General features: G+C 58.1%; 14 protein-coding genes and 8 pseudogenes. 9 read left to right on the forward strand and 13 right to left on the reverse strand.

Annotated elements, in window-relative coordinates:
* Positions 1-122 precede the first annotated feature (122 nt).
* From B5V02_RS42710 to ectB, 3 genes and pseudogenes are all read right to left on the reverse strand, one after another.
* Positions 123-212 (reverse strand): annotated as a pseudogene (locus B5V02_RS42710) (DDE-type integrase/transposase/recombinase); the annotation flags it as partial.
* Positions 213-636: 424 nt separating this feature from the next.
* Positions 637-732: pseudogene (locus tag B5V02_RS42290) on the reverse strand (ectoine synthase); the annotation flags it as partial.
* Between the two features lie 10 nt (positions 733-742).
* Entirely contained in the window at positions 743-2,644 is a 1,902-nt protein-coding gene (gene ectB, locus B5V02_RS20520) for a diaminobutyrate--2-oxoglutarate transaminase (protein WP_111545955.1), read from the reverse strand.
* Positions 2,645-2,944: 300 nt separating this feature from the next.
* Here ectB and B5V02_RS42715 point away from each other — a divergent pair.
* Positions 2,945-3,542, forward strand: a pseudogene (locus B5V02_RS42715) (transposase); the annotation flags it as partial.
* Between the two features lie 344 nt (positions 3,543-3,886).
* On the opposite strand, the pseudogene B5V02_RS20535 reads toward B5V02_RS42715, so the two are convergent.
* The 7 genes and pseudogenes from B5V02_RS20535 to B5V02_RS20565 all read right to left on the reverse strand — a co-directional run.
* Positions 3,887-4,136, reverse strand: a pseudogene (locus B5V02_RS20535) (hypothetical protein); the annotation flags it as partial.
* Positions 4,137-4,442, reverse strand: a complete 306-nt coding sequence (locus tag B5V02_RS20540) for a hypothetical protein (protein WP_245446059.1) — start codon at positions 4,440-4,442, stop codon at positions 4,137-4,139.
* A 778-nt stretch (positions 4,443-5,220) separates the two neighbouring features.
* Positions 5,221-6,714: an NAD-dependent succinate-semialdehyde dehydrogenase gene (locus tag B5V02_RS20550; protein ID WP_111545958.1), complete on the reverse strand. Its 1,494-nt coding sequence runs from the start codon at positions 6,712-6,714 to the stop codon at positions 5,221-5,223.
* 213 nt (positions 6,715-6,927) lie between these two features.
* Positions 6,928-7,023, reverse strand: a pseudogene (locus tag B5V02_RS42720) (Lrp/AsnC family transcriptional regulator); the annotation flags it as partial.
* Between the two features lie 52 nt (positions 7,024-7,075).
* Positions 7,076-7,306 (reverse strand): LuxR C-terminal-related transcriptional regulator, encoded by a 231-nt coding sequence (locus B5V02_RS42495; RefSeq protein ID WP_342633871.1) that lies wholly within the window; start codon positions 7,304-7,306, stop codon positions 7,076-7,078.
* Positions 7,227-7,802: an autoinducer binding domain-containing protein gene (locus tag B5V02_RS41160; protein WP_245446060.1), complete on the reverse strand. Its 576-nt coding sequence runs from the start codon at positions 7,800-7,802 to the stop codon at positions 7,227-7,229. The genes B5V02_RS42495 and B5V02_RS41160 overlap by 80 nt, the downstream gene beginning before the upstream one ends.
* Before the next feature lie 288 nt (positions 7,803-8,090).
* Positions 8,091-8,885 carry an LLM class flavin-dependent oxidoreductase gene (locus B5V02_RS20565; protein WP_245446061.1) on the reverse strand — a complete coding sequence of 265 codons (795 nt, stop codon included), beginning with the start codon at positions 8,883-8,885 and terminating at the stop codon, positions 8,091-8,093.
* Positions 8,886-9,173: 288 nt separating this feature from the next.
* Here B5V02_RS20565 and B5V02_RS20570 point away from each other — a divergent pair, with 288 nt between their 5' ends.
* The 4 genes and pseudogenes from B5V02_RS20570 to B5V02_RS20595 all read left to right on the forward strand — a co-directional run bounded on the left by B5V02_RS20570 (position 9,174) and on the right by B5V02_RS20595 (position 13,202).
* Positions 9,174-10,685 (forward strand): IS66 family transposase, encoded by a 1,512-nt coding sequence (locus B5V02_RS20570; protein ID WP_245446062.1) that lies wholly within the window; start codon positions 9,174-9,176, stop codon positions 10,683-10,685.
* 1,376 nt (positions 10,686-12,061) lie between these two features.
* Positions 12,062-12,211 (forward strand): annotated as a pseudogene (locus tag B5V02_RS20585) (ISNCY family transposase); the annotation flags it as partial.
* 29 nt (positions 12,212-12,240) lie between these two features.
* Positions 12,241-12,657, forward strand: a complete 417-nt coding sequence (locus B5V02_RS42725; protein ID WP_167458587.1) for a GntR family transcriptional regulator — start codon at positions 12,241-12,243, stop codon at positions 12,655-12,657.
* Positions 12,546-13,202 (forward strand): aminotransferase class I/II-fold pyridoxal phosphate-dependent enzyme, encoded by a 657-nt coding sequence (locus B5V02_RS20595; RefSeq protein WP_146606113.1) that lies wholly within the window; start codon positions 12,546-12,548, stop codon positions 13,200-13,202. Before B5V02_RS42725 ends, B5V02_RS20595 begins: the two co-directional genes overlap by 112 nt.
* Positions 13,203-13,774: 572 nt before the next feature.
* Here B5V02_RS20595 and B5V02_RS20605 read toward each other — a convergent pair.
* Positions 13,775-14,121: pseudogene (locus B5V02_RS20605) on the reverse strand (Mu transposase domain-containing protein); the annotation flags it as partial.
* A 401-nt stretch (positions 14,122-14,522) separates the two neighbouring features.
* Between B5V02_RS20605 and B5V02_RS20610 the strand changes: the two are divergent.
* Positions 14,523-15,162 (forward strand): annotated as a pseudogene (locus B5V02_RS20610) (IS66 family transposase); the annotation flags it as partial.
* Here B5V02_RS20610 and B5V02_RS40685 read toward each other — a convergent pair.
* On the reverse strand, positions 15,140-15,298 hold the full coding sequence (locus tag B5V02_RS40685; protein WP_167458585.1) for a hypothetical protein: 159 nt from the start codon (positions 15,296-15,298) through the stop codon (positions 15,140-15,142). The pseudogene B5V02_RS20610 and the gene B5V02_RS40685 sit on opposite strands and share 23 nt — an antisense overlap.
* A 416-nt stretch (positions 15,299-15,714) precedes the next feature.
* Between B5V02_RS40685 and purD the strand changes: the two genes are divergently transcribed.
* The 3 genes from purD (at position 15,715) to B5V02_RS20625 (ending at position 18,109) form a co-directional block, all read left to right on the forward strand.
* Positions 15,715-17,127, forward strand: coding sequence for a phosphoribosylamine--glycine ligase (gene purD, locus B5V02_RS20615; RefSeq protein ID WP_111545963.1), 1,413 nt, complete (start codon positions 15,715-15,717; stop codon positions 17,125-17,127).
* An 81-nt stretch (positions 17,128-17,208) separates the two neighbouring features.
* The gene (locus tag B5V02_RS20620) at positions 17,209-17,598 is read left to right on the forward strand and encodes an ectoine synthase (protein WP_111545964.1); all 390 of its coding nucleotides are present in this window, start codon (positions 17,209-17,211) and stop codon (positions 17,596-17,598) included.
* Positions 17,599-17,668: 70 nt separating this feature from the next.
* A complete protein-coding gene (locus tag B5V02_RS20625; RefSeq protein WP_167458589.1) occupies positions 17,669-18,109 on the forward strand; it encodes a GNAT family N-acetyltransferase in 441 nt (146 codons plus the stop codon).
* 127 nt (positions 18,110-18,236) lie between these two features.
* Here the strand turns inward: B5V02_RS20625 and B5V02_RS20630 are convergent, their stop codons facing one another.
* A complete protein-coding gene (locus B5V02_RS20630) occupies positions 18,237-19,001 on the reverse strand; it encodes an aspartate/glutamate racemase family protein (protein WP_146606114.1) in 765 nt (254 codons plus the stop codon).
* Between the last annotated feature and the right edge of the window lie 3 nt (positions 19,002-19,004).

Consider the following 19,004-nt stretch of genomic DNA (forward strand, 5'->3'; position numbering starts at 1 on the left):
TCCGATCCTGCGCGGTTGGATGAACTATTATGGCCGGTATCACAAATCGGCACTTCCCGAGCATTGATGCATCTCGATCTGCGCCTGGCACGCTGGGCAATGTCGAAATATCGTCGCCTGAGACGCCGGGCTTGCACGATTTCGTCGAGCACATACCCGTCCTGGTCAACGGCACGCCACAACCAGTGTTTCTTGCCCGCGATGGTGATCACGGGGAATTTCACCCCCAGGCTCTCACAGATCCGGACGTGAGTGTCTCCACTCATCCGGCTCCTACCGTCCAGCCGGTGCCCGATACAGCAATCGCCAATGTGCAAACAGCGCTGGCTCCCGACGCCTTACGTCCTGGACCCAATACCGCGCACGCCGACGATGGCTGGGTCGACTGGTTCAACAATCGCCGGCTGGTGGAGCCCATCGGCAACATCCCGCCGGCCGAAGCCGAGGAACGCTACTATGCCATGCTGGAAGAACCAGCCATGGCCGCGTGACTCAAACGCCGAAACGATCAACGGCCTCTACAAGGCCGAGGTGATCCATCGACGCGGACCATGGCGCTCGTTCGAGGCCGTCGAGTTCGCGACGTTGGAATCGAAACAGCCTCCGGAAAACCCGGCGCGGTTCAGAGAAGCCCATCCCATCGTTCTTGAGGAGCAACCGCACGCTTTCCCAGTTCGACGTCTCGATACGTCGGGCTGTCAGTTTCTCCTCATTGAAATCCCTGACAATCATGATTCACCTCTTACGCTGCCATATGCCCTGTGCTGCCGATCACGCTTTCGATTGCATGCTCGAGGATGTCGAGGCCTTGGCTAAGCTGATCCTCCCCAATGACGAGGGGTGGCAGACACTTCACGACCTCGTCTTTGGGACCAGAGGTCTCGACTATGAGGCCCCTCTGGAAGGCGGTGCTGATGACCTGCCCCGCAACCTCGCCAGACTTGAGATCGATGCCCCGCATCATGCCACGACCTTTGGCTGACGCTCGGCCTGGGTCGTACTTCTGCGCGATCTGCTCAAGTCGGCTTTTCAGCAGGTTGCCTTTCTGGCTGACGGACGCTGCAAAGCTCTCCGTTCGCCAGAAGTGCTCCAGGGCTGCTCTGGCGGTCACGAAAGCATGGCAATTCCCGCGGAACGTCCCGTTGTGCTCTCCGGGCTCCCACTTGTCGAGTTGTCGATCAATTAGGACGAGGGCCATAGGTAGGCCATAGCCCGATATCGATTTGGCCATTGTGACGATGTCCGGGCGGAGACCGGCCGTCTCGAAGCTGAAGAACGCATCGGTCCGGCCAACGCCGGCCTGAATGTCATCGACGATCAGCAGAGCTCCGTGCCTTCGCACAATGGCTGCTACCTTGCGCAGCCATGCCATCCCGGCGACATTGAGGCCGCCTTCGCCCTGAACTATCTCGACAATCACCGCCGCCGGGGCATCCACGCCGCTGGAGGGGTCCGAGAGCAGGCGATCAAGGTAGTCGGCGGTGTCTACAGCGGATCCAAGATAGCCATCATAGGGTAGCCGGGCTACGCCGCCGAGCAGCTGGCCGGCGGCAGCGCGGTGATATCGGTTGCCCGTGCAGGAGAGAGCGCCAAGGCTCACGCCATGAAAGCCGTTGGTGAAAGCTATGATGTTGGCCCGACCAGTGATCTTGCGCGCTAGCTTGAGGGCTGCCTCTACCGCGTTCGCCCCGGTCGGACCCGGAAACTGTACGACGTAGTCTAGTTGTCGCGGCCTAAGGATCGTCTCGTGGAATTCTCGCAGAAAAGACTCCTTGGCTTCATTGTACAGATCGAGGCCATGGGTGATCCCGTCAGCGGCAATGTAATCTGCGAGCGCGGACTTCAGCTCAGGGGGATTGTGCCCATAATTTAAACTTGAGCAGCCCATGAGAAAGTCGAGATAGGCTGTCCCATCGCGCGCAAACAGCTGAGCCCCCTTTGCCCTCGCGAAAACGACGGGAAAGCTGCGAGCGTAGCTGCGAACTTCAGACTCGAGATGGTTGAAGATCGCGAATTCCTCCTCGCGATCTGGTGCACTTTGGACAATCATCGTTGCTTCCTCATTTGAATATTGACTTGGCTGGCCGGCGGGAATGCTGGCAGGGCTTATGGAGCGTACAATGGGGCCGACGGCTATCGTGTGCTCGCTCTCATGCTGTCCCTCAAAATGGATGTCGCGGTCGAAGCACAGAGCCTGCCGGATTGGCGCGCGCAGATTCCGAGCCACACCTGCGTAGAGCAACTTGGACGCCCGGTTACTGAGCGTCACCGTGGCCTTGATGTGCGCCACGCTCTCGCTAGATGGCCTGTTCAGGGCTGAGATGATCAGCCCCTTGCCCACCCCTGTGTTGCGTACCTCAGGATGCACGGCAATCTGCCAAACGAAGAGCGTCGAGGGCTCGCTCGGCCGCCGATAAGCCGACATCCACCCAACCACCGCCCCAGCACGCTCAGCGAGCACGCAGGTGTCGGCGAAATCAGTGCAGAGCAGGAGATCGCAGTACAGCGAGTTGCGGTCCAATGGCGGGCACCTCGCAATGAGGTCCCATACAACAGCTGCATCAATCTCGGTCGGTCTTCGGAATGTCACTCGCGGCAATGGGACGTTGCGTGGCAACGAGAAGCTCTGGCAATCACTGACCATTCGAACCCTCCCGGCGAACACCAGTGTCGCCTCGAGTCGCGTTTCACGAAAAGGACTTCTCAAAAGTCATGCCAACTGCGCCGAGGGAGCCTTAGAAATATTTTTCTGAGGTTTGTTCAATGACTTGACCCTGAGTGCAGCAGGCAGACAGGCCGAAAACAATGTGTCGGGGATTCGACAAACACGACAGTAGGTGTGGTCTGGCGTTTTCTCAGGAATGGCGGCGGGGTTTAACAACGGGACTGGTAGCGGATCATCTTGCGATCGGCGCTGACGACAGAGTAGGCCGGCCGCTCCGACAACAAGATTGCGCCCTTTGTCGACTCTCTGCGTGAAAGCGTCGTCGCTTATCCGCTCTCTCCGCCGTTCGCCTGAAGCACGAGATTCGCGAACGCGGTTATGAAGGCGCTACACCGCCGTGAAGCGCTTCGTCGCCGCGATCCGGTCGCAGGATCAGGTTCGCCCCTTCGAGATGCGGTTCCGAAACGCCCACCGGAGATCAGGCACAGGTCGACTTCGCGGTTCGTCATCGAGTTCGCCGAAGAGCCCCGCGATACGCTGTTCTCGCTGGCGCTTGGCCACTGCATCTTCGCCCACTACGTCATGCACCAGGACTTGCAGACGCTGCTGCGCGTATCACGCCAAAACCAATGGCAAGGTCGAGTACCGTTTCGCTATATCCGCGAGGACTTCTTCCTGGCCGTTCCTTCCGCAATCTCAGCGATCTGAACGACCAGTTGCAGGCCTAGCTCGACACGTCGCCAATGCCCGCCTGCACGGCACCACGCAGGGCGTCAGCGAGGCCTTTCCGGCTGAGCAGCCGGAACTTCAATCCCTTCCGGCAATTCCCTTCGACGCGCTGCTCAAGCTGGAGCGCCGCGTCAGCCATGACGGTCTCGGCGGCTAGATCGGATGCGGTTGTCAAGAACCTGCTGTCTGACGATGCGATTGTGGAGTCCCAGCCCATTCCTTCCACTCGCTGTCCCAAATATGCGGATCGAAACCTTGTAAGAGGTCTACGAACTAGAGCCGCGAGCGTCGCTGGCGGTGTGATGCTGACTGACGCCTTACTTGCATTCCTCGAGTGCGGTGGGGCACCCGCGACAGATAGTGCGCTTCGACGCCAGGACGATTGAAGTGAACACCATCGGTCGCTGCGCCCGCGCCGCTGGTCGGCAGGAATGCGCATTTGGGGTCAGATAACGTTGAAAGACTTTGTCGGAACCCGCACAGGAGATTTCGCCCTCGCGCGCCATTCTCTAGATTGCGAACGAACGCGAGAACCGCCGACTTCGCCGTCGGCGACAAGTTCGGCCACCGTGCGATGTGCATAATCGGCGGTCGGTTCGTTGCGATACCAATAGATGGCCTTGTCAACATCGCCGCTGAGTTCCGTCGCTGCCGAAATTACCTTCACCGCCTCGCGCATCCTACCCTGCAGGCCCTTCGACGAGGGATTGCGCAAGGTATTTCGATGGACACCTGTCAGCTTTCACACCCACCCGACGTGATCCTTTTTTGAAAGTTTCAGAAACAGATCGACCCAGAATCGGTATTCCGGATCGTCGGGGTTGCCTGACGCTTCGAAGGCGCAATAAGAAACCGACGTCGCAAAGTCCTTGCCATGCTTTTCGGTCGCTGCTTCTATCGCCTCGTCGTTAGTTAATCCCTGCCATCCGTCAACGACGCTACCGTAATTTCCCATATCGATACCCTCGATCTGCTCGACAAATATATACCTGATCTGGCCTTTCCGGTGCAAGAACCGGAGCACGCGCGGAAAGCCGCCCGAAGCCATCTCGACCGGGCGAACTGGATGATGACGACCGGTTACAAGGAATTGTTCGCTGGACCAGGGCGAACAGGCGGCGCGCCTCGACCCTACCTCTTGAAGACCAATCCAACCACACCATCGCCGCCGTCAAACGTAGGCATCAACTGTTGGGACCAATCCACTAGCCGCAAAGTCAACTCCATCTATCGTACAATCCGATGTTTCGAATTATCAATGTGATCTATATATGAATCTTATGTTATATGCTTTGCAAGATATGTTAATATCTTTTAACACACATTTGGCGGCAGATAATGAACAACTACGTATATTATAGAACTTCGGACGCGCTTTGTCGTCCAGGATCTTTCAGGGATTGCTCCGATTTATGGATTTCCTGGGCAAGTCTAATCAATGCAGTTTCATGGGTACGAACCACGTGCCATCCGATATCTGCCAATCTCCTGAGCGCGGTCTGGACGAAGCGCCCTCGGTCTTTACGTCGGACGCCGCTTTCGGGCGCGCACGCTACTTGCCACCACAATCGCGGCTGCGGCCGATCCTGGCAAGCGCGCGCCTCGGTCCCGCAAATACGATCCGACGAACACGCTGCGCTATATCGCTGTATTGGTGCGGATGGCTACCGCTTCAGCGGTCATGCCGTGCGCGATAACCTGGCGGTACGCGGCGATCACCTGGAAGAAGCGGTGTGGGATCAGGTGAAAGGTCTCCTGGAGGACCCGCGACCGTAAGCGGAGGAACCATCGTTTGCAGGCCGGCATCACCTGAATATCGACACACCTTAAGCCACGTCCAGGCAGAGATATTTCAGATCGGTGAAGGCTTCGAGCCCGTGACGCGAGCCTTCTCGGCCGATGCCGGACTGCTTGACGCCGCCGAACGGGATAGGCGCGCCGGTGATCTTGACGCGGTTGATGGCGACCATGCCGTAGTCGAGAGCACGGCCCATGCGCTGCTGGCGGGCGCCGTTCTCGGTCACGACATACGCGACCAGGCCATATTCGGTGGCGTTGGCGCGGGCGATCACTTCGTCCTCGCTGTCGAATGGAGTCACGGCGGCGACTGGGCCAAACGTCTCCTCGCGCATGATCAACGCCTCGTCGGAAACATCGGTCAGCAGAGTCGGCTGGTAGAACAGTGGCCCGGCTTGATGCCGCGCACCGCCGGTGAGGCAGCGCGCACCATGGGTCAGCGCATCGGCGACCTGTTCCTCCACCTTCTTGACGGCGCGCTCATGCATCAGCGGCCCGATGTCGGTTTCGTCCGCAAGGCCGTTGCCCGTCCGCAATTTTCCGATACGCGCGGCGAAGGCGGCGCAGAAGCGATCGTAGACCGGGCGCTGGACATAGATGCGGTTGGCGGCCAGGCAGTCCTGACCCGAGGTGGCGAACTTGGCGTCGATGGCGATGGTCACCGCTCTGTCCAGATCGGCATCGGCAAAGACGATCAGCGGTGCGTGGCCGCCAAGCTCCATCACCAGCCGCTTCATCGTCGGGGCACTTTGCGCGGTGATCAGCCGGCCGATCTCGGTCGAGCCGGTGAAGCTCATGGCGCGAACGCGCGGATCTTCGCACATCTGCCCGACGATCGTCGAAGCCTTGCCGGTGATGATGTTGAAGACGCCGGCCGGCAGACCAGCGCGCTCGCCAAGCTCGGCCAGCGCCAGCGCCGAGAGAGGCGTCTCCGAGGACGGATGCGCGACGATGGTGCAGCCGGCGGCAAGCGCGGTGGCCGCCTTGCGGGTCAGCATCGCCGACGGGAAATTCCAAGGGGTGACGACACCGACGACGCCGAGCGGCTCGCGCCGCACCATCATTTCGGCGTTCGGCAGATGGCTGGTGACGCTCTCGGCGTTGAGACGCTTGGCTTCCTCGGCGTACCATTCCACGAAGGAGGCGGCATAGTCGATTTCGCCCAGCGATTCCTGCAGCGGCTTGCCCTGTTCGAGCGTCATCAAGAGCGCCAGGTCATCCTTGGCGGCGATGATCAGATCGAACCATTTTCGCAGAATTTTCGAGCGCTCCTGCGGCAAAAGTCCCCGCCATGCGGGAAAGGCACGCGACGCCGCGTCGATCGCCTTGGTTGTCTGCCTGGTATCAAGCGCGGCAACCCAGGCGACGGTGGCGCCTGTGGCAGGATCGGTCACCTCGAAGCTCTCGGCGGCCTCGCTCGCCGTCCAGTGGCCGTCGACATAGGCAAGTTCGCGCAGCAGCCGGCGGCCGGCCAGCCGGTCAAGCGCTTCGTGGCGATGTGAGCGGGCGAAATGCGCGGACATGATCGAGACCTCCCGGTTCGGACTGATGCGGGAAGACTATTGGTCCTATGCAGACAGAGGGGCTGTTTGGATGCCCGCCCGTAGAGAGCTCTCTCTATTGCGTCGCGTCGGCAGACGATCTCTCCGGCTCTACGGCGACGCCGGCAACAGGTCGGCTATGGGCAGCGCTGCTCTTCCTACATCGTGACCAAGACGGTGAAGAACGAGACCGTTTTGCCGGTGCCTGGCCAGCGTCACCTCCATCGGCACAGTGGCAACAGGCGCAATCATACGCATGGCGATGCTGGCGCGATAGCCCGACACGATGCCTGTTGCAACGCGGTCCACCTACGAACAGTCCATTCGGAGACAGATGTTGGGTTTAGATGTCAACGATTCCGAGTTTCAATGCTTTTACAGCGGCGACTGTTCTGCTACTACAATTTAATTTGTTCTTGGCATTTTTGATATGAAAATTGACGGTGTTTTCGGAAATACTGAGTATTGCTCCCATATCCATGGACGATTTCCCCCTATAAATCCAAAAAAAGACACTCTTTTTCTCTTTCAGAAAGATAAGGCGCTTCTCGGTAAACCTGCGGCGAGGTCTCATACCTATCGATTGCAAGGAGGAAATTCAATGCAGACAACTCCAAGTATGTTAGGAGTTTACTCGACATGTTGCCGCTCGAGCTTTGAGCAAAGCTCATCATAGCCAACTTTCCGTTGGGACCGTGTAATGGAACTGTAACGCCGGCCCTCAGGCCAAACATTGCAGCCTCGTCGAAAATGCGTCGTTCATCTTCGGTGGTGTTAGCGTCATCGTACACGTCCTTCCATTGAAGGGCACCGATTCTCTGTCGGATTTTCTTGATGATAGGATCTATCTTGTAATAACCCATATCGAAATAGCGCTTCTGCCATTCATTAGGATAGTTTAGCATGGTAGCCAAATCGCGGCAGAGCGGGTCCAGAGTTTCTTGACCGGATGTAAGAGGGCGATAAGCGATCCACGGGAAGTTGACCTTCTGCGCAAAAGCAGCCAGCAGATCGAATATTTCTTGAGGTTGAGCAATACCACGAGTCTGGTCGAGATAGACAGAATTCAACCAAAGCACGTTCTTTAGCGGTGTGCGGGAAATGCATTGTCAGGGCACAAGGAACATCTTCGGACACTTTATTTCGGCTCTCTAGCTACTTTGGTTGCGCTCTCTGCGAGCGATCAAACGCCCGCTCCTCGGAGGAAAATGTTGCTATGTTTTCGTCAACGCGAACAAAGCGGTCGTTGGAAGAAGCGTCGTACGCAATCGAAGAGCGGCTGCGATAAGCGGAAATGCGAAAGATATTCTAACTCATCTGCGGTCCTTGCTTGGAGGTGAAAGAAATTACTGCATCGCTTACGCTTTGATTGTTTCCCTCAGAGTCGAGCCCGGATACTCCTTGTGGAATAAACCGCGCTTCTGGAGGATCGGGACGACCGATCGCGTCAAGGCCTCGATGGAGCCCGGCATTTCGGTGGGTGTCACGATGAAGCCATCGCAGCCCTTATTTTCGAAGAATTCCTGAAGCCGGTCGGCCACGGTCTCGGGAGTGCCCACGACTTGAGGGCAGAGTTCGCTAATGGCAAAGGGCTTTACCGCTTCGCCGAGTGTGAGAATGTTGGCCTTGGTGCCTTGAAGGATGATATCGAGGGAGCCGCGAGAGCCGGTTTCTGCCGGGACGTAGATGATTGGCTTGTCTATCGGATACTGCGACAGATCGAGCCCGGTACGGGCCGACATGAAGGGGATGCCGGGGCGAGGGTCGACCAAGTCATCGACGTAAGCCTGTTTTTCGCGGGCAACCGATTCTGTTTCGCCGACGATCGGGTCCACCGAGACGAGAATGGCGTAGTCGTCTCGATTCCGCCCCGCCTCACCGACGCGATCCTTCATCTCGGCATAAAATTCCTGCATGTCCGGCAAGGAATGCTGAAGCGTAAAGACAAGCTCGGCGTGGCTCGCCGCAAAATCGCGACCGCGCGGCGACGATCCGGCCTGCATCTGGCCGCCTAGCGCCATAGTGGCTTCGTTGTGGAAACAGAGAACATCGGCGAAAAATAATCCACCAAATCTCGCGGCCTCGAGCGTTCGCGCCAGCGTTTCCCAGAACGCCGGGTCGAGAATCTGTTCTCTGTTTGCGGATGGCGCCACATGGCATGATTATGGCAAGTTGACCCCGCCATGAGAAACGCTGCAAACTTCGTCTGACGCGGCATTCTGGGCTCCTTCTGTTTGGCATTTGATGTATATGCTTCTCAACGCAAGGGACGTGCCGACTGAGACCACTTCGTAACCGGGGCAAAACCGGTGGCGGACGCGGCGTTATGACTCGGGTGTATCGGGTTAGAGTGGGTGTCGGTTTGGCGGGCGGCGTGATTCTGTCAGGCCATGGCGGAGCCACCAGATTCTCGAACGCCGACCCCTGCGGACCTGCTCGACATGATCCTGCAGTTGCGGGCAGAGGTCGCCGGGCTTCGCGCCGAGAATGCGGCTCTGAAGGATGAGATCCGGCGTCTGAAAGGTCTACCGCCGCGCCCGACGCTGAAGCCGAGCGGGATGGAGCAGTCGTCCAAGCGGAGCTCACCTGCGGCAACGGGTCCGAAGCGGCGTGGCTCGAGCCGGGCGATCGTCACCGAAGAGCGCCGTCTTTGTTATGAGCCGCCAGCGGGCTCGCGGTTTGTGGGGCGGACAAGCTTCGTGGTGCAGGATCTGACGATCGGGGTGCGGGTGGTCCGCTATCATCGGGACCGCTGGCGTTTGCCGGATGGCCGGATCGTCGTCGCTCCGCTGCCGGACGGGGTCGACGGGCACTTCGGTTTGGAGCTTCGGCGTCTGGTGCTGTCGCTTTATCACCAGGGTCAATCGACCGTGGAGCGGATCGTCGCGTTGCTGCGCGACTTCGGCGTGTCGATCTCCAAGCGCCAGGTCGTGCGGATCCTGACCAGCAAGATCGACACCTTCGTCGCCGAAGCGAAGCAGGTTCTGACGGCCGGGCTCGCTTCGGCCGGTTGGGTCAGCGTCGACGACACCGGGGCCCGCCATGGCGCGGTCAATGGCGTGTGTACGCAAATCGGCAATGACCGGTTCGCCGTGTTCACGACCACCAAGTCGAAGAGCCGGCTGAACTTCCTGCAGCTCCTGCACGGCGGGTCGGCCCGGTGGGTCCTGAATGCCGCCTCACGCGCCTACATGCTGGAGCGCGGGCTGCCGGTGATCACGACGGATCTTCTGCATGCCGGGCGCGAGCCGTCAGGGTTCGAGGACGCGGCGTCATGGGACGCCCATCTACTCGCCCATGGCCTGGAGCCCAAGGATTGCCCTCTGGACCCGTTCCGCATCGCCAGTGAAGGCGCGTTGTGGGGCGGTCTGACCGAGGCAAAGGCCCTCGACGGCACCGTCATCCTCAGTGATGGGGCGGGCCAGTTCGCAATCGGCGAGCACGCGCGGTGCTGGGTCCATATGGAGCGGCAGATCCATGCCCTCGATAGCTTCACCGAACCGCAACGCCGCGCCAAGGCCCTGATCCAGAGCCGGATCTGGTGGCTCTACAACGACATCAAGGCGTGGTGTCTGGATCCCACGCCCCGAAGAGCCCGGGAACTGGCCCGGCGGTTCGACCGGATCGTCGGCATGAAGACCAGGTTCGTGACCCTCGACCGTCTACTCGCGCGCATCCGGACCGACCGCCAAAGCTTCCTGAAGATCCTCCAACGCCCGGACATTCCGCTCCACACCAACGGCTCGGAGAACGATATCCGCAGCGTGGTGACCCGGCGCAAGATCAGCGGCGGAACCCACAGCGACCAGGGCCGTGCCGCCCGCGACACCATGCTCAGCATGATGAAGACCTGCAACAAGCTCGGTGTCAGCTTCTGGGATTATCTCGGCGACCGCCTCGGCATCCCTGGCAGCAAGATCCTACCGCTTCCCGTTCTCCTCGCAGCTCGCTGAACCCCAACAGCAGATCGACGCGCCCAAACGCCGCCGCTTTTGCCCCGGTTACACCACTTCCAGCTAGGTAACTGATTTACAACCGTTTTCCTTACATCATCCAACGGGGTGAGAGCCAAACCTTTTCCGCAAAGCACAAGGCTTGCGGGGCCAATGTCAGATTCAGGACACAGTTTGCAACGGCGGAATTGGGGCGCAGGGAGAGATTATGTAGCTGCGGTCAGGCGGCGAGGATTTCGAACTGTTCGGCCAGGGCGGGTTCGGATTGAACGCGTAGCTCGCCTGTCGGTTGCACATCATGTGGACCATTTCGATACCGAACAGAGTGATGGCGGCTGAAAGCAGGTGACTTGAAGCCTCGCATGGTCTCGACGCCGCGCTTGATCCGCTGTGCTCCTGTTCGATGCGATTGTTGAGTATCGGATCTGCAGCGCATTTCGCAGAAGTCGGACGGGATTTCCGTGAATTCCGGTCGGTCGTTTTGCTAATGCCGGGACAGTGTGGCGCCGTCGATCCTCGGATGCCTTGTGCGTTCACGGATGATTAATTTCGCCGTTTCGGCCCCGGTCACAAGAGGGGGCTCGGCTTTCTGTTTTCGCATGCTCTCGCCGCTAAGTTCGATGCAATAGGCATTGTGTACGAGCAGGTAGAGGATGGCATGACGGACGGCTACCAACGAGTTGCGTCCCAATCGGTCGGCCACAGGCTGCGACGGTCGCTACGAGCGGAGGGCCATCCACTTTCGCGGTCGCTGGCAGCGGCGACCTTCACCACGCCCCTTTACGCGCTTTAGCACTACTTGATTGGGTAGCTTGCCCGAACCAGGTAGCGGGTGTTTGAGTTGGGGTTGCACTAGGGCGGGCAACGGTCGAGCTGCCCTCCAGACGATGACGGGCTCAATATGGAGATCGACACATGAAACTCGCCTCTGGCTACAAAACTTTTTGCGAGGCCGCTCAAAAAAACTACCCAGCTCAAACAAAGCCAGGTGGAAATCTTGATTGGGCGATCGTACTAGGTAGGTGTGGCGTGGGCTGGGCAGCGTTGTGAGTAATCGTGCAAGCTGAGGGGCGTCTCTTTGAATCGCGCGCACGCTGTCAACCCCAGCTAGATGAAAATAATTGCTGCCGGGTTCATGGTTCCTTCCGCGGTCGTCTCTATGGAGCGCAACAGCGGTGGGCAGAGCATCCCGGAAGGACGCTTGTTCCGCCGAAGCGGATCTGGGATAAAACTGCTTCTTGCGGAGCGCATCTCTGGCTGGTCTCGGTGCCCTCGGGCCAGGTCGGGTGAAGGATGACAGCCATTTAGCGAGCGACGGCAACCTTCGCCTTCTTTCCGCGGCCCAGGCCCGACGGTTACCGTAAGAGAGGGCGCCCAGGATCGAAGACATGGTCCGCAGTCGCTGGATTTATCGCAAGCTAATAAACTTCTAAGCCGGCATCGAGGGTGGCAGCTCCTGCCTCAGAGGTGTTTACCGCCTGGCCCAATGTACTTTGCGCGGTCTCGGCCGCTTCAAGGCCTATATCCGGTTCAATAGTAATTTTGGATTATGTCAATGTGGATCCCAGACCTGTCCAATTCGGTCGGTCCGCGATACAAGGCAATCATCGACGCGCTTGAGCGAGCCATTGCTTCGAAATGCCTATATCCGGGTGATCGTTTGCCGACGCACCGCGAACTCGCAGAAAGGCTCGGCGTCAGCGTACAGACCGTAGCTCGCGCTTACGCCAGGCGGAACGCAAAGGACTACTCTCGGGCGAAGTTGGCCGAGGAACGTTTGTTCAATATTTCAAGCCGGAACAGCGTGCGCGGTATTTCGCTGATAGCGAAGTGCCAAACGCACGGGACTTCTCAAACATCATGCCGGTGCTCTCCGAAATCCATATTGCGGCACTCAGGGAGGCGATGGTCGAGTCAGCCAAAGACGGCGCCATCCAGCGCATCCTCGAGTGTCGATCAACCCAGGGCATAGTGCAGCATCGCGAGGCTGGCATCGACTGGCTTGAGCGCAATGGGGTGACGGTGAGTGCCGACAGCTTGATCGTAACGAACGGCGTCGCTCACGGAATCTGGACAGCAATGGCTAGCATAACCGAGCCTGGTGATGTGGTCGCCACCGAAGCACTTGTGGGCACCTCAATTACCATTAATGCCTCAATCCTCAAGGTCAGGCTCCGAGGTCTAGCGATCGATCAGAACGGTATTATTCCCGAGTCCTTTGAAGAGGCCTGTGGACACGAAAACATCAAGGTTTTGTGTATTACGCCCTGCTACAGTGCTCCCACGGTCTCCCTCATGGATGAGGCGCGTCGCGAACGGATTGCAGAAATTGCGCGGCGGCATGACGTGGCGATCATCGAGGACGATGTCTTCGGTCCTCTAATACCTAGGCGACCGAAGCCCATGTGGTGGTTCGCTCCCGAGCGCACATACTACGCGACGAGCTTTACGAAGTGCGTGATCCCTCTTTACGGACAGGATTTCTTGCAGGCCCGCTCCCGGCAATACCTCGTCTAATTTCACGCGTTCGAGCCACCGGATGGAGTGCAAACATCTGGACAGCTGACGTTGCTGCTCGCTGGTTGCAGGACGGGACGATTGATTGGTTGATCGAATGGCAACGACAGAAACTTAAGACAAGATATGAGATCCTGAACCACATACTCGGGGCATTTAGCTATGAAGCGGAGCCATACGCCATGCATGCTTGGCTGACTCTGCCTGAACACTGGCGATCGCGCCATTTTGTGGATCATGCGCGATCTCTGGGGCTCCTCGTCAGCCCCCCCGATCCATTCATCATCGGACGAGCAGTCGAACCCCATGCAGTACGGTTGGCACTTGGCGGCACCAATAGAAATGACCAGGACTTCAAGGAGGGTCTTGAACGAATTGCCGCCCTCCTGCGAGAGCATCCCGATCCAATGAGCATTTCGTACTGATCCAGATTAGCTCTATCGCGCAAGGCAATCGTAGGCACACTGGAGAAGGCGTCGATGAAAAATCGAGGCGCGAAACTGGACGACCATAACGCAAAGATGCTCGAGATACTTATACAATGGCGGTGAAAGAAAAATGGCCCGGGTGGCCTTCCTCGTCGCTTGGCGACCCGCTCCCTGTCGATGAGCAGGATCGATCCGGTATCGCGGGTGTCCTTCGAGTACAGGATGGCTGGCGACCAGTGGGCCATCGTCCAAGACGCGGATCTGACCGGCAAGCTGGTGAACCTTGACAACCCGTCGGGTGCGATCGGGAACGATGTAATAGTTGCCGCCGATCGAGACGAGACCGTCATGGCTGACGCAGTGCTCCAACTTGAGCAGCGCGTCGAAGGGAACTGCCGGACGGGGATTGAAGTTCGGCTGCTCGGCCGCAAGGCCTCGCTGATGACGCGCTAAGTGGTACGATGCAGGCGGGCATTGGCGACAGTGTCGAGCACGATTACATGTGTGCGATAGCCAGCGTACGCAGATAGTCGTCAAGCAGCACACTGAGCGATGGAACAGGCCCTAGCGGTCCGTCGCTGGCCCCGAAACCGCGTCTGTCGAGGCCGCATATCGGATACGACGGCGCGCCGGTTTCGAACGATCTGTTGCAACACGATCTTATAAAACATCTAATCCCTATCACTTCCTCGAATGATATCTTCCAGTCCGCTGCAGGTTTCGGGGCACAGTTGGAACTTTGGTCAAGCGACCGGCAGCCGTCCCGAAAACGAGAGACAACTCTTGCGGGAAATGTGGCGTATTTGGCAGCTGCCACTGTCGACATCTCAGGACCTGCGACGGGAATTCGGATGGTCCATGATAGTCAGAGATACTCTTTGGGTTCCGATGTTACCGCTGCATATTGATGAGCGGTGACTATTCGGCCTGGCGCACGCTGGAGGGTGCAACCCATCTTGGACGCAAGGCTCATTCTAGAAGGCGCTTTGTCAATGCCTCAAGGCAAGAAAGAAAGGTGGCGGCCCGCCGGAGCAGGCGCTCCGGTTCTTCGAACGCTCTACCGCGTTGAAAGGCAAGGTGCGGGACGAAAAACCGGACAAACGGTGAAAAACTGGCCGGCTGCATTCGCCGCTTTCGCATGGAACACAGCGTGCTCATCCTGAATGCTCTCAAGCAATGGCTCGACGACATCGCGCCGAAGGTCTTGCCTGACAGCAAGCTCGGCGATGCCGTATCCTATTCCCTGACCCAATGGGAATATCTGACGCGCTACACCGAGGGCGGCAGGATGCCGATCGACAACAATCTTCTGGAGCGCGATATCAGGATTTTTGCAACTGGCAGAAAGAGCTGCGACACAGTGGAAGGAGCCGAGGCAAGCGCCGCCATCTACAGCCCGATGTTGACCTGCCGGGCCTGCGGCGTCGAGCGGTTAGCGTGGTTGCGCTACGTCCTCGCCGAGTTGCCTCAGCGGCCCGAACACGCCAGATATCGACGATCTGTTGCCCTTCAACTTCCGTAAAACCGCTTAGCCGAATCCCACTCGATGCCCCCTTCATATGAAAGCGATCGATCGTAAGCGCCGTCAACGTGCGTGGAAATGAGCGCTTTGGCACCAAGATTGATTCGGATAGCCGTCGGTTCTTCGCGGTAGAGATCGAGTGACATTGGTCGCCTCCAGGTTGAGCGGATATGCATCCTCAGTCTGCCTGCTGAGGCGGTCGCTATGAACCCCCATGGGATCGTATATGAGGTCGCTCGAGCTCGCCGCGACGACGGATGCGACCTCACATAACCCTCCAGATTCCGACCTGAAGCCGGGCACCATTCCAATCAAAAGCCAGTCCGTTTTTGACGCTGAACATTACCTCCTGGGTCAGCAACTTTGGCATTAAAAATCGCAACGCTCACAGCTTCATTTTCGCGCCGCAGTGCGACGCCTACTAAAGTCAACGCCCCGGTTAGGTAGTTGCGCGCGCGTCAGGCGCTAATAGGTTAGGCGGCAGGAACTCGGAACCTCGGATGTTCCCATTGGGGCGCGACGTGAGGGATGGGCTTATCATCGGACAACTAAGGAGGAAGGCATGCCTAATCCCAGCCGCAATGTGCTGCTCATCGACTCGACAGGAAGAGGGCACGCGATTGCTGACCTCTTCCAGCGCAGCGACCCTTCCGTACAGGTCTTCTATGGGCCGGGAAACCCGTCGGTTGCTGACGAGCGCATCTGCACCGTCCCCGATATTTCGCTGAGCGATCCGGAATCTGCAGTACGATTTTGCCAAGCCCGTGCAATAGACTTCGTCTTTGTCTCTCACATCGACGCGCTCTCCACCGGCTATGTGGATTTCTTGAAAACCAACGGGATCCCCACAATTGGCCCAGATCGTGCTGCAGCTCGACTGGAAGCAAGCAAAGCGTTCACGAAGTCGCTCCTGCAGCGGTACAACGTGAAGACGGCACGTTTCGCGGTCTTCGACCGGCCCGAACCTGCCAAGTGCTATATTCGCGGACTCGACTATGATGTTGTAGTCAAGGCGGACGGGCTATGTGAAGGCAACGGCGCCTATGTATGCAGCGACCAAGCCTCGGCGCTTCAAGCCGTCGATAGCATCATGCTCGCGCGGGCACACAAGGATGCTGGAAACCGCATCGTCGTTGAGGAGCGCCTCTTCGGAGTGGAGATATCAATCTCCGCCCTCTTCGACGGAAAGGAGTTTCTGATGTTTCCGGCGGCCCTGGACTATAAGCGCTCCGATGATGGCAACAAGGGCGTTAATTGCGACGGTATGGGTTCGCTCTCCCCACATCCGCTCGCGGACAAGACGCTTTACCGTGAGATACAGACCGAGGTTCTAGAGCCTCTAAGAGCTGCAATTCTGGGTGAAGGCTTGAAGTACACAGGCTTCATCTATATCGGCGCCATGCTCTGCGATGACGGCATCAAAGTCATTGAAATCAACGTACGATTGGGCGACTCGGAGGCGGAGGCCGTCCTGCCCAAAGTGCAGAGCAACTTCGTCCGGCTATGCGAAGGCGTCCTTCTCGGAACCCTTAGCTCTATGTCTCTCGAGACAGACGACAAATGCTACTGCAATGTAGTGGCCGCACAAGGGCCAACGTTGCGATTGGACGAGCACGGCCGCGAGATCCGCTACCCGGGATGGCCGCATGGAGATTTCGAGGTCGGCTTCCCTATTTCTGGACTTGAGGCGGTGAACTGCCGTAACTCCCGTCTGTTCTTCGCCAATGTCCGCCGCGATGCCGAGGACACTCTTGTAACGGCCGGCGGACGCGTGCTGCACGTCACTGGCATCGGTGACAATTATGCGCAAGCCGTCCACCATGCCTATGCCAATATTGAGAAGATACGCTTCAAAGGCATGTCCTACCGCTCCGACATTGGTCTGATCTATGGCTCGGTAGATGCGATGCGGCAGCGACGGGAGATTTCATCGCTGCCCTGGACATGGCAAATGCCACGCGGAGCGCTCTCATAGCCCGAGGGACTGACGGCCCTGAACTGCGCACATGAGCGCCTACCCGACACCAGTGCACCAATAAACCATGGAGAACCGATCATGATCATCAGGACACTAGAGGAGGCGGAGCAGTCCGACCGACGCGTCGCCGCGGAGAACTGGGAGAGCATTCGCCTTCTCCTAAGTCAGGACGGAGTCGGATTCTCTTTTCATATCACAACTATGTTTCCGAATACCGAGACGCGCATCTGGTACAAGAACCACTTCGAGGCGGTTTTCTGCATCGAGGGCGAGGGTGAGGTCGAGACACTGGCGGATAGCAAGATTCACCCCATCCGTCCGGGGACGATCTATATCTTGGACAAGCACGACAGGCATATCCTGCGCGCCAAGACAAAAATGCGTAACGCCTGCGTGTTTGCCCCCGCCCTTCATGGCAAGGAAACTCATGATGTCGACGGCTCATATCCAGCACTGGCGCGGGACTGAATGGGCCTCGTTTCAGCTCGAAATACCCAGGGCTGTTTCCCCAAGCACATTTTACACGCCGGAGACCACCATGGAAATTCGCCTTACAGGACCTGCCGATCATGGTGAATGGCTATCACTTTGGAATCGGTACTGCGCCGACCAGGGAGTCGGCCTATCTACAAAGGTGTCGGAGACGATCTGGCAGCGGATTGAGGATCCAGACGACAAGACCAAGGCGCTCGTCGCTGTTGATGCAAGCGGCGTGACCTTGGCTTTCCTCAACTATATCATTCACCCCTACACATGGAGCGACCGGATGCTCTGCTTTGTGGTCGATCTGTATGTTGATCATCCTTGGCGGCGCCGAGGAATCGCAGAAGCAATGATCGCGCATCTGGCCGCGGAAGGGCGCCGCGAGGGCTGGCTGCGGCTCTATTGGAACACCGACAGATCAAATGAGCGCGCGCGGGCCCTCCATGACAAGATTGCAAGGTTAAGTCCCTATCTTTCATATTTTCTGGACCTGTGAGGCGACGTGAGTGCCTCAACTCGCCTTATGGCTTTGAACATTAAAAATAAATTCCGGAAAATATCGATACAATAACTTGTTCTTCCTTCGATGGTCTTTGCTATCTAATACTGCGGGTCTTCACGGATCAATTGGCACCACGATGCTGGGCCAACATCGCCTCGGACTCCTCGCCCTGCGCCTCACAGGTACTGCTGCACATACGGCACCATTGCTGGGATAGTAGCGCGCGCAGGGTAGAAATGATGTCGAGCGTGGGACAGTGAAGCCTACTTTGAATGTAGCGCACAAACGGCGTAAAAGCACAGCATTCAACAATGACGGCCCCAACATTTTCGTTAAGTGAGGACTTGTCACAGAGATCGTTCAACGTGGACCCTATAAGATTCCAATCGTAAACCGCGTCGGACCGATTTATCATTTTCCAGGCCGCCGTTCCTTCGATTCCAACCTTGACGATATTATCACAGTCGGCCTGTGGCCAGGCGGCCTTCAAGTGCGCGTCGGACAGAGCCGTCGAATCGAAGCAGATGACTGCGATCTTCTGGGTTGACGGCGTGACGGCGGCGAGAAGCGGCAGAAGCAGCAGGCTCGACGTGATCGTGGGGATGTCTACTGCAGAGGAAATGGCGGTTTGGTAAAGCACCGAATAGCCGCAGTTGGAGATAATCCCTGAGCAACCACGTTCTTGCAGTCGACGGGCTGCTCGCAGATAGGCCCCCCGCACATGAGGGCGATCATGAAGGATATCGGGGACCGATACCCCTTCGACCACCTCCGCGATCGTCCCTTGAGGGAAAAGGCCGGTTTCGCCGAGAGATCGCGAGGGGTAGCTCGTCGGTTCTGGCTCGTCGAGGCGAAGCAAGCCCAGCGGCTTGGGTGGCGGCATCAAGGT

It is taken from the genome of Mesorhizobium kowhaii (assembly GCF_003253745.1).
GTDB lineage: Bacteria > Pseudomonadota > Alphaproteobacteria > Rhizobiales > Rhizobiaceae > Mesorhizobium > Mesorhizobium kowhaii.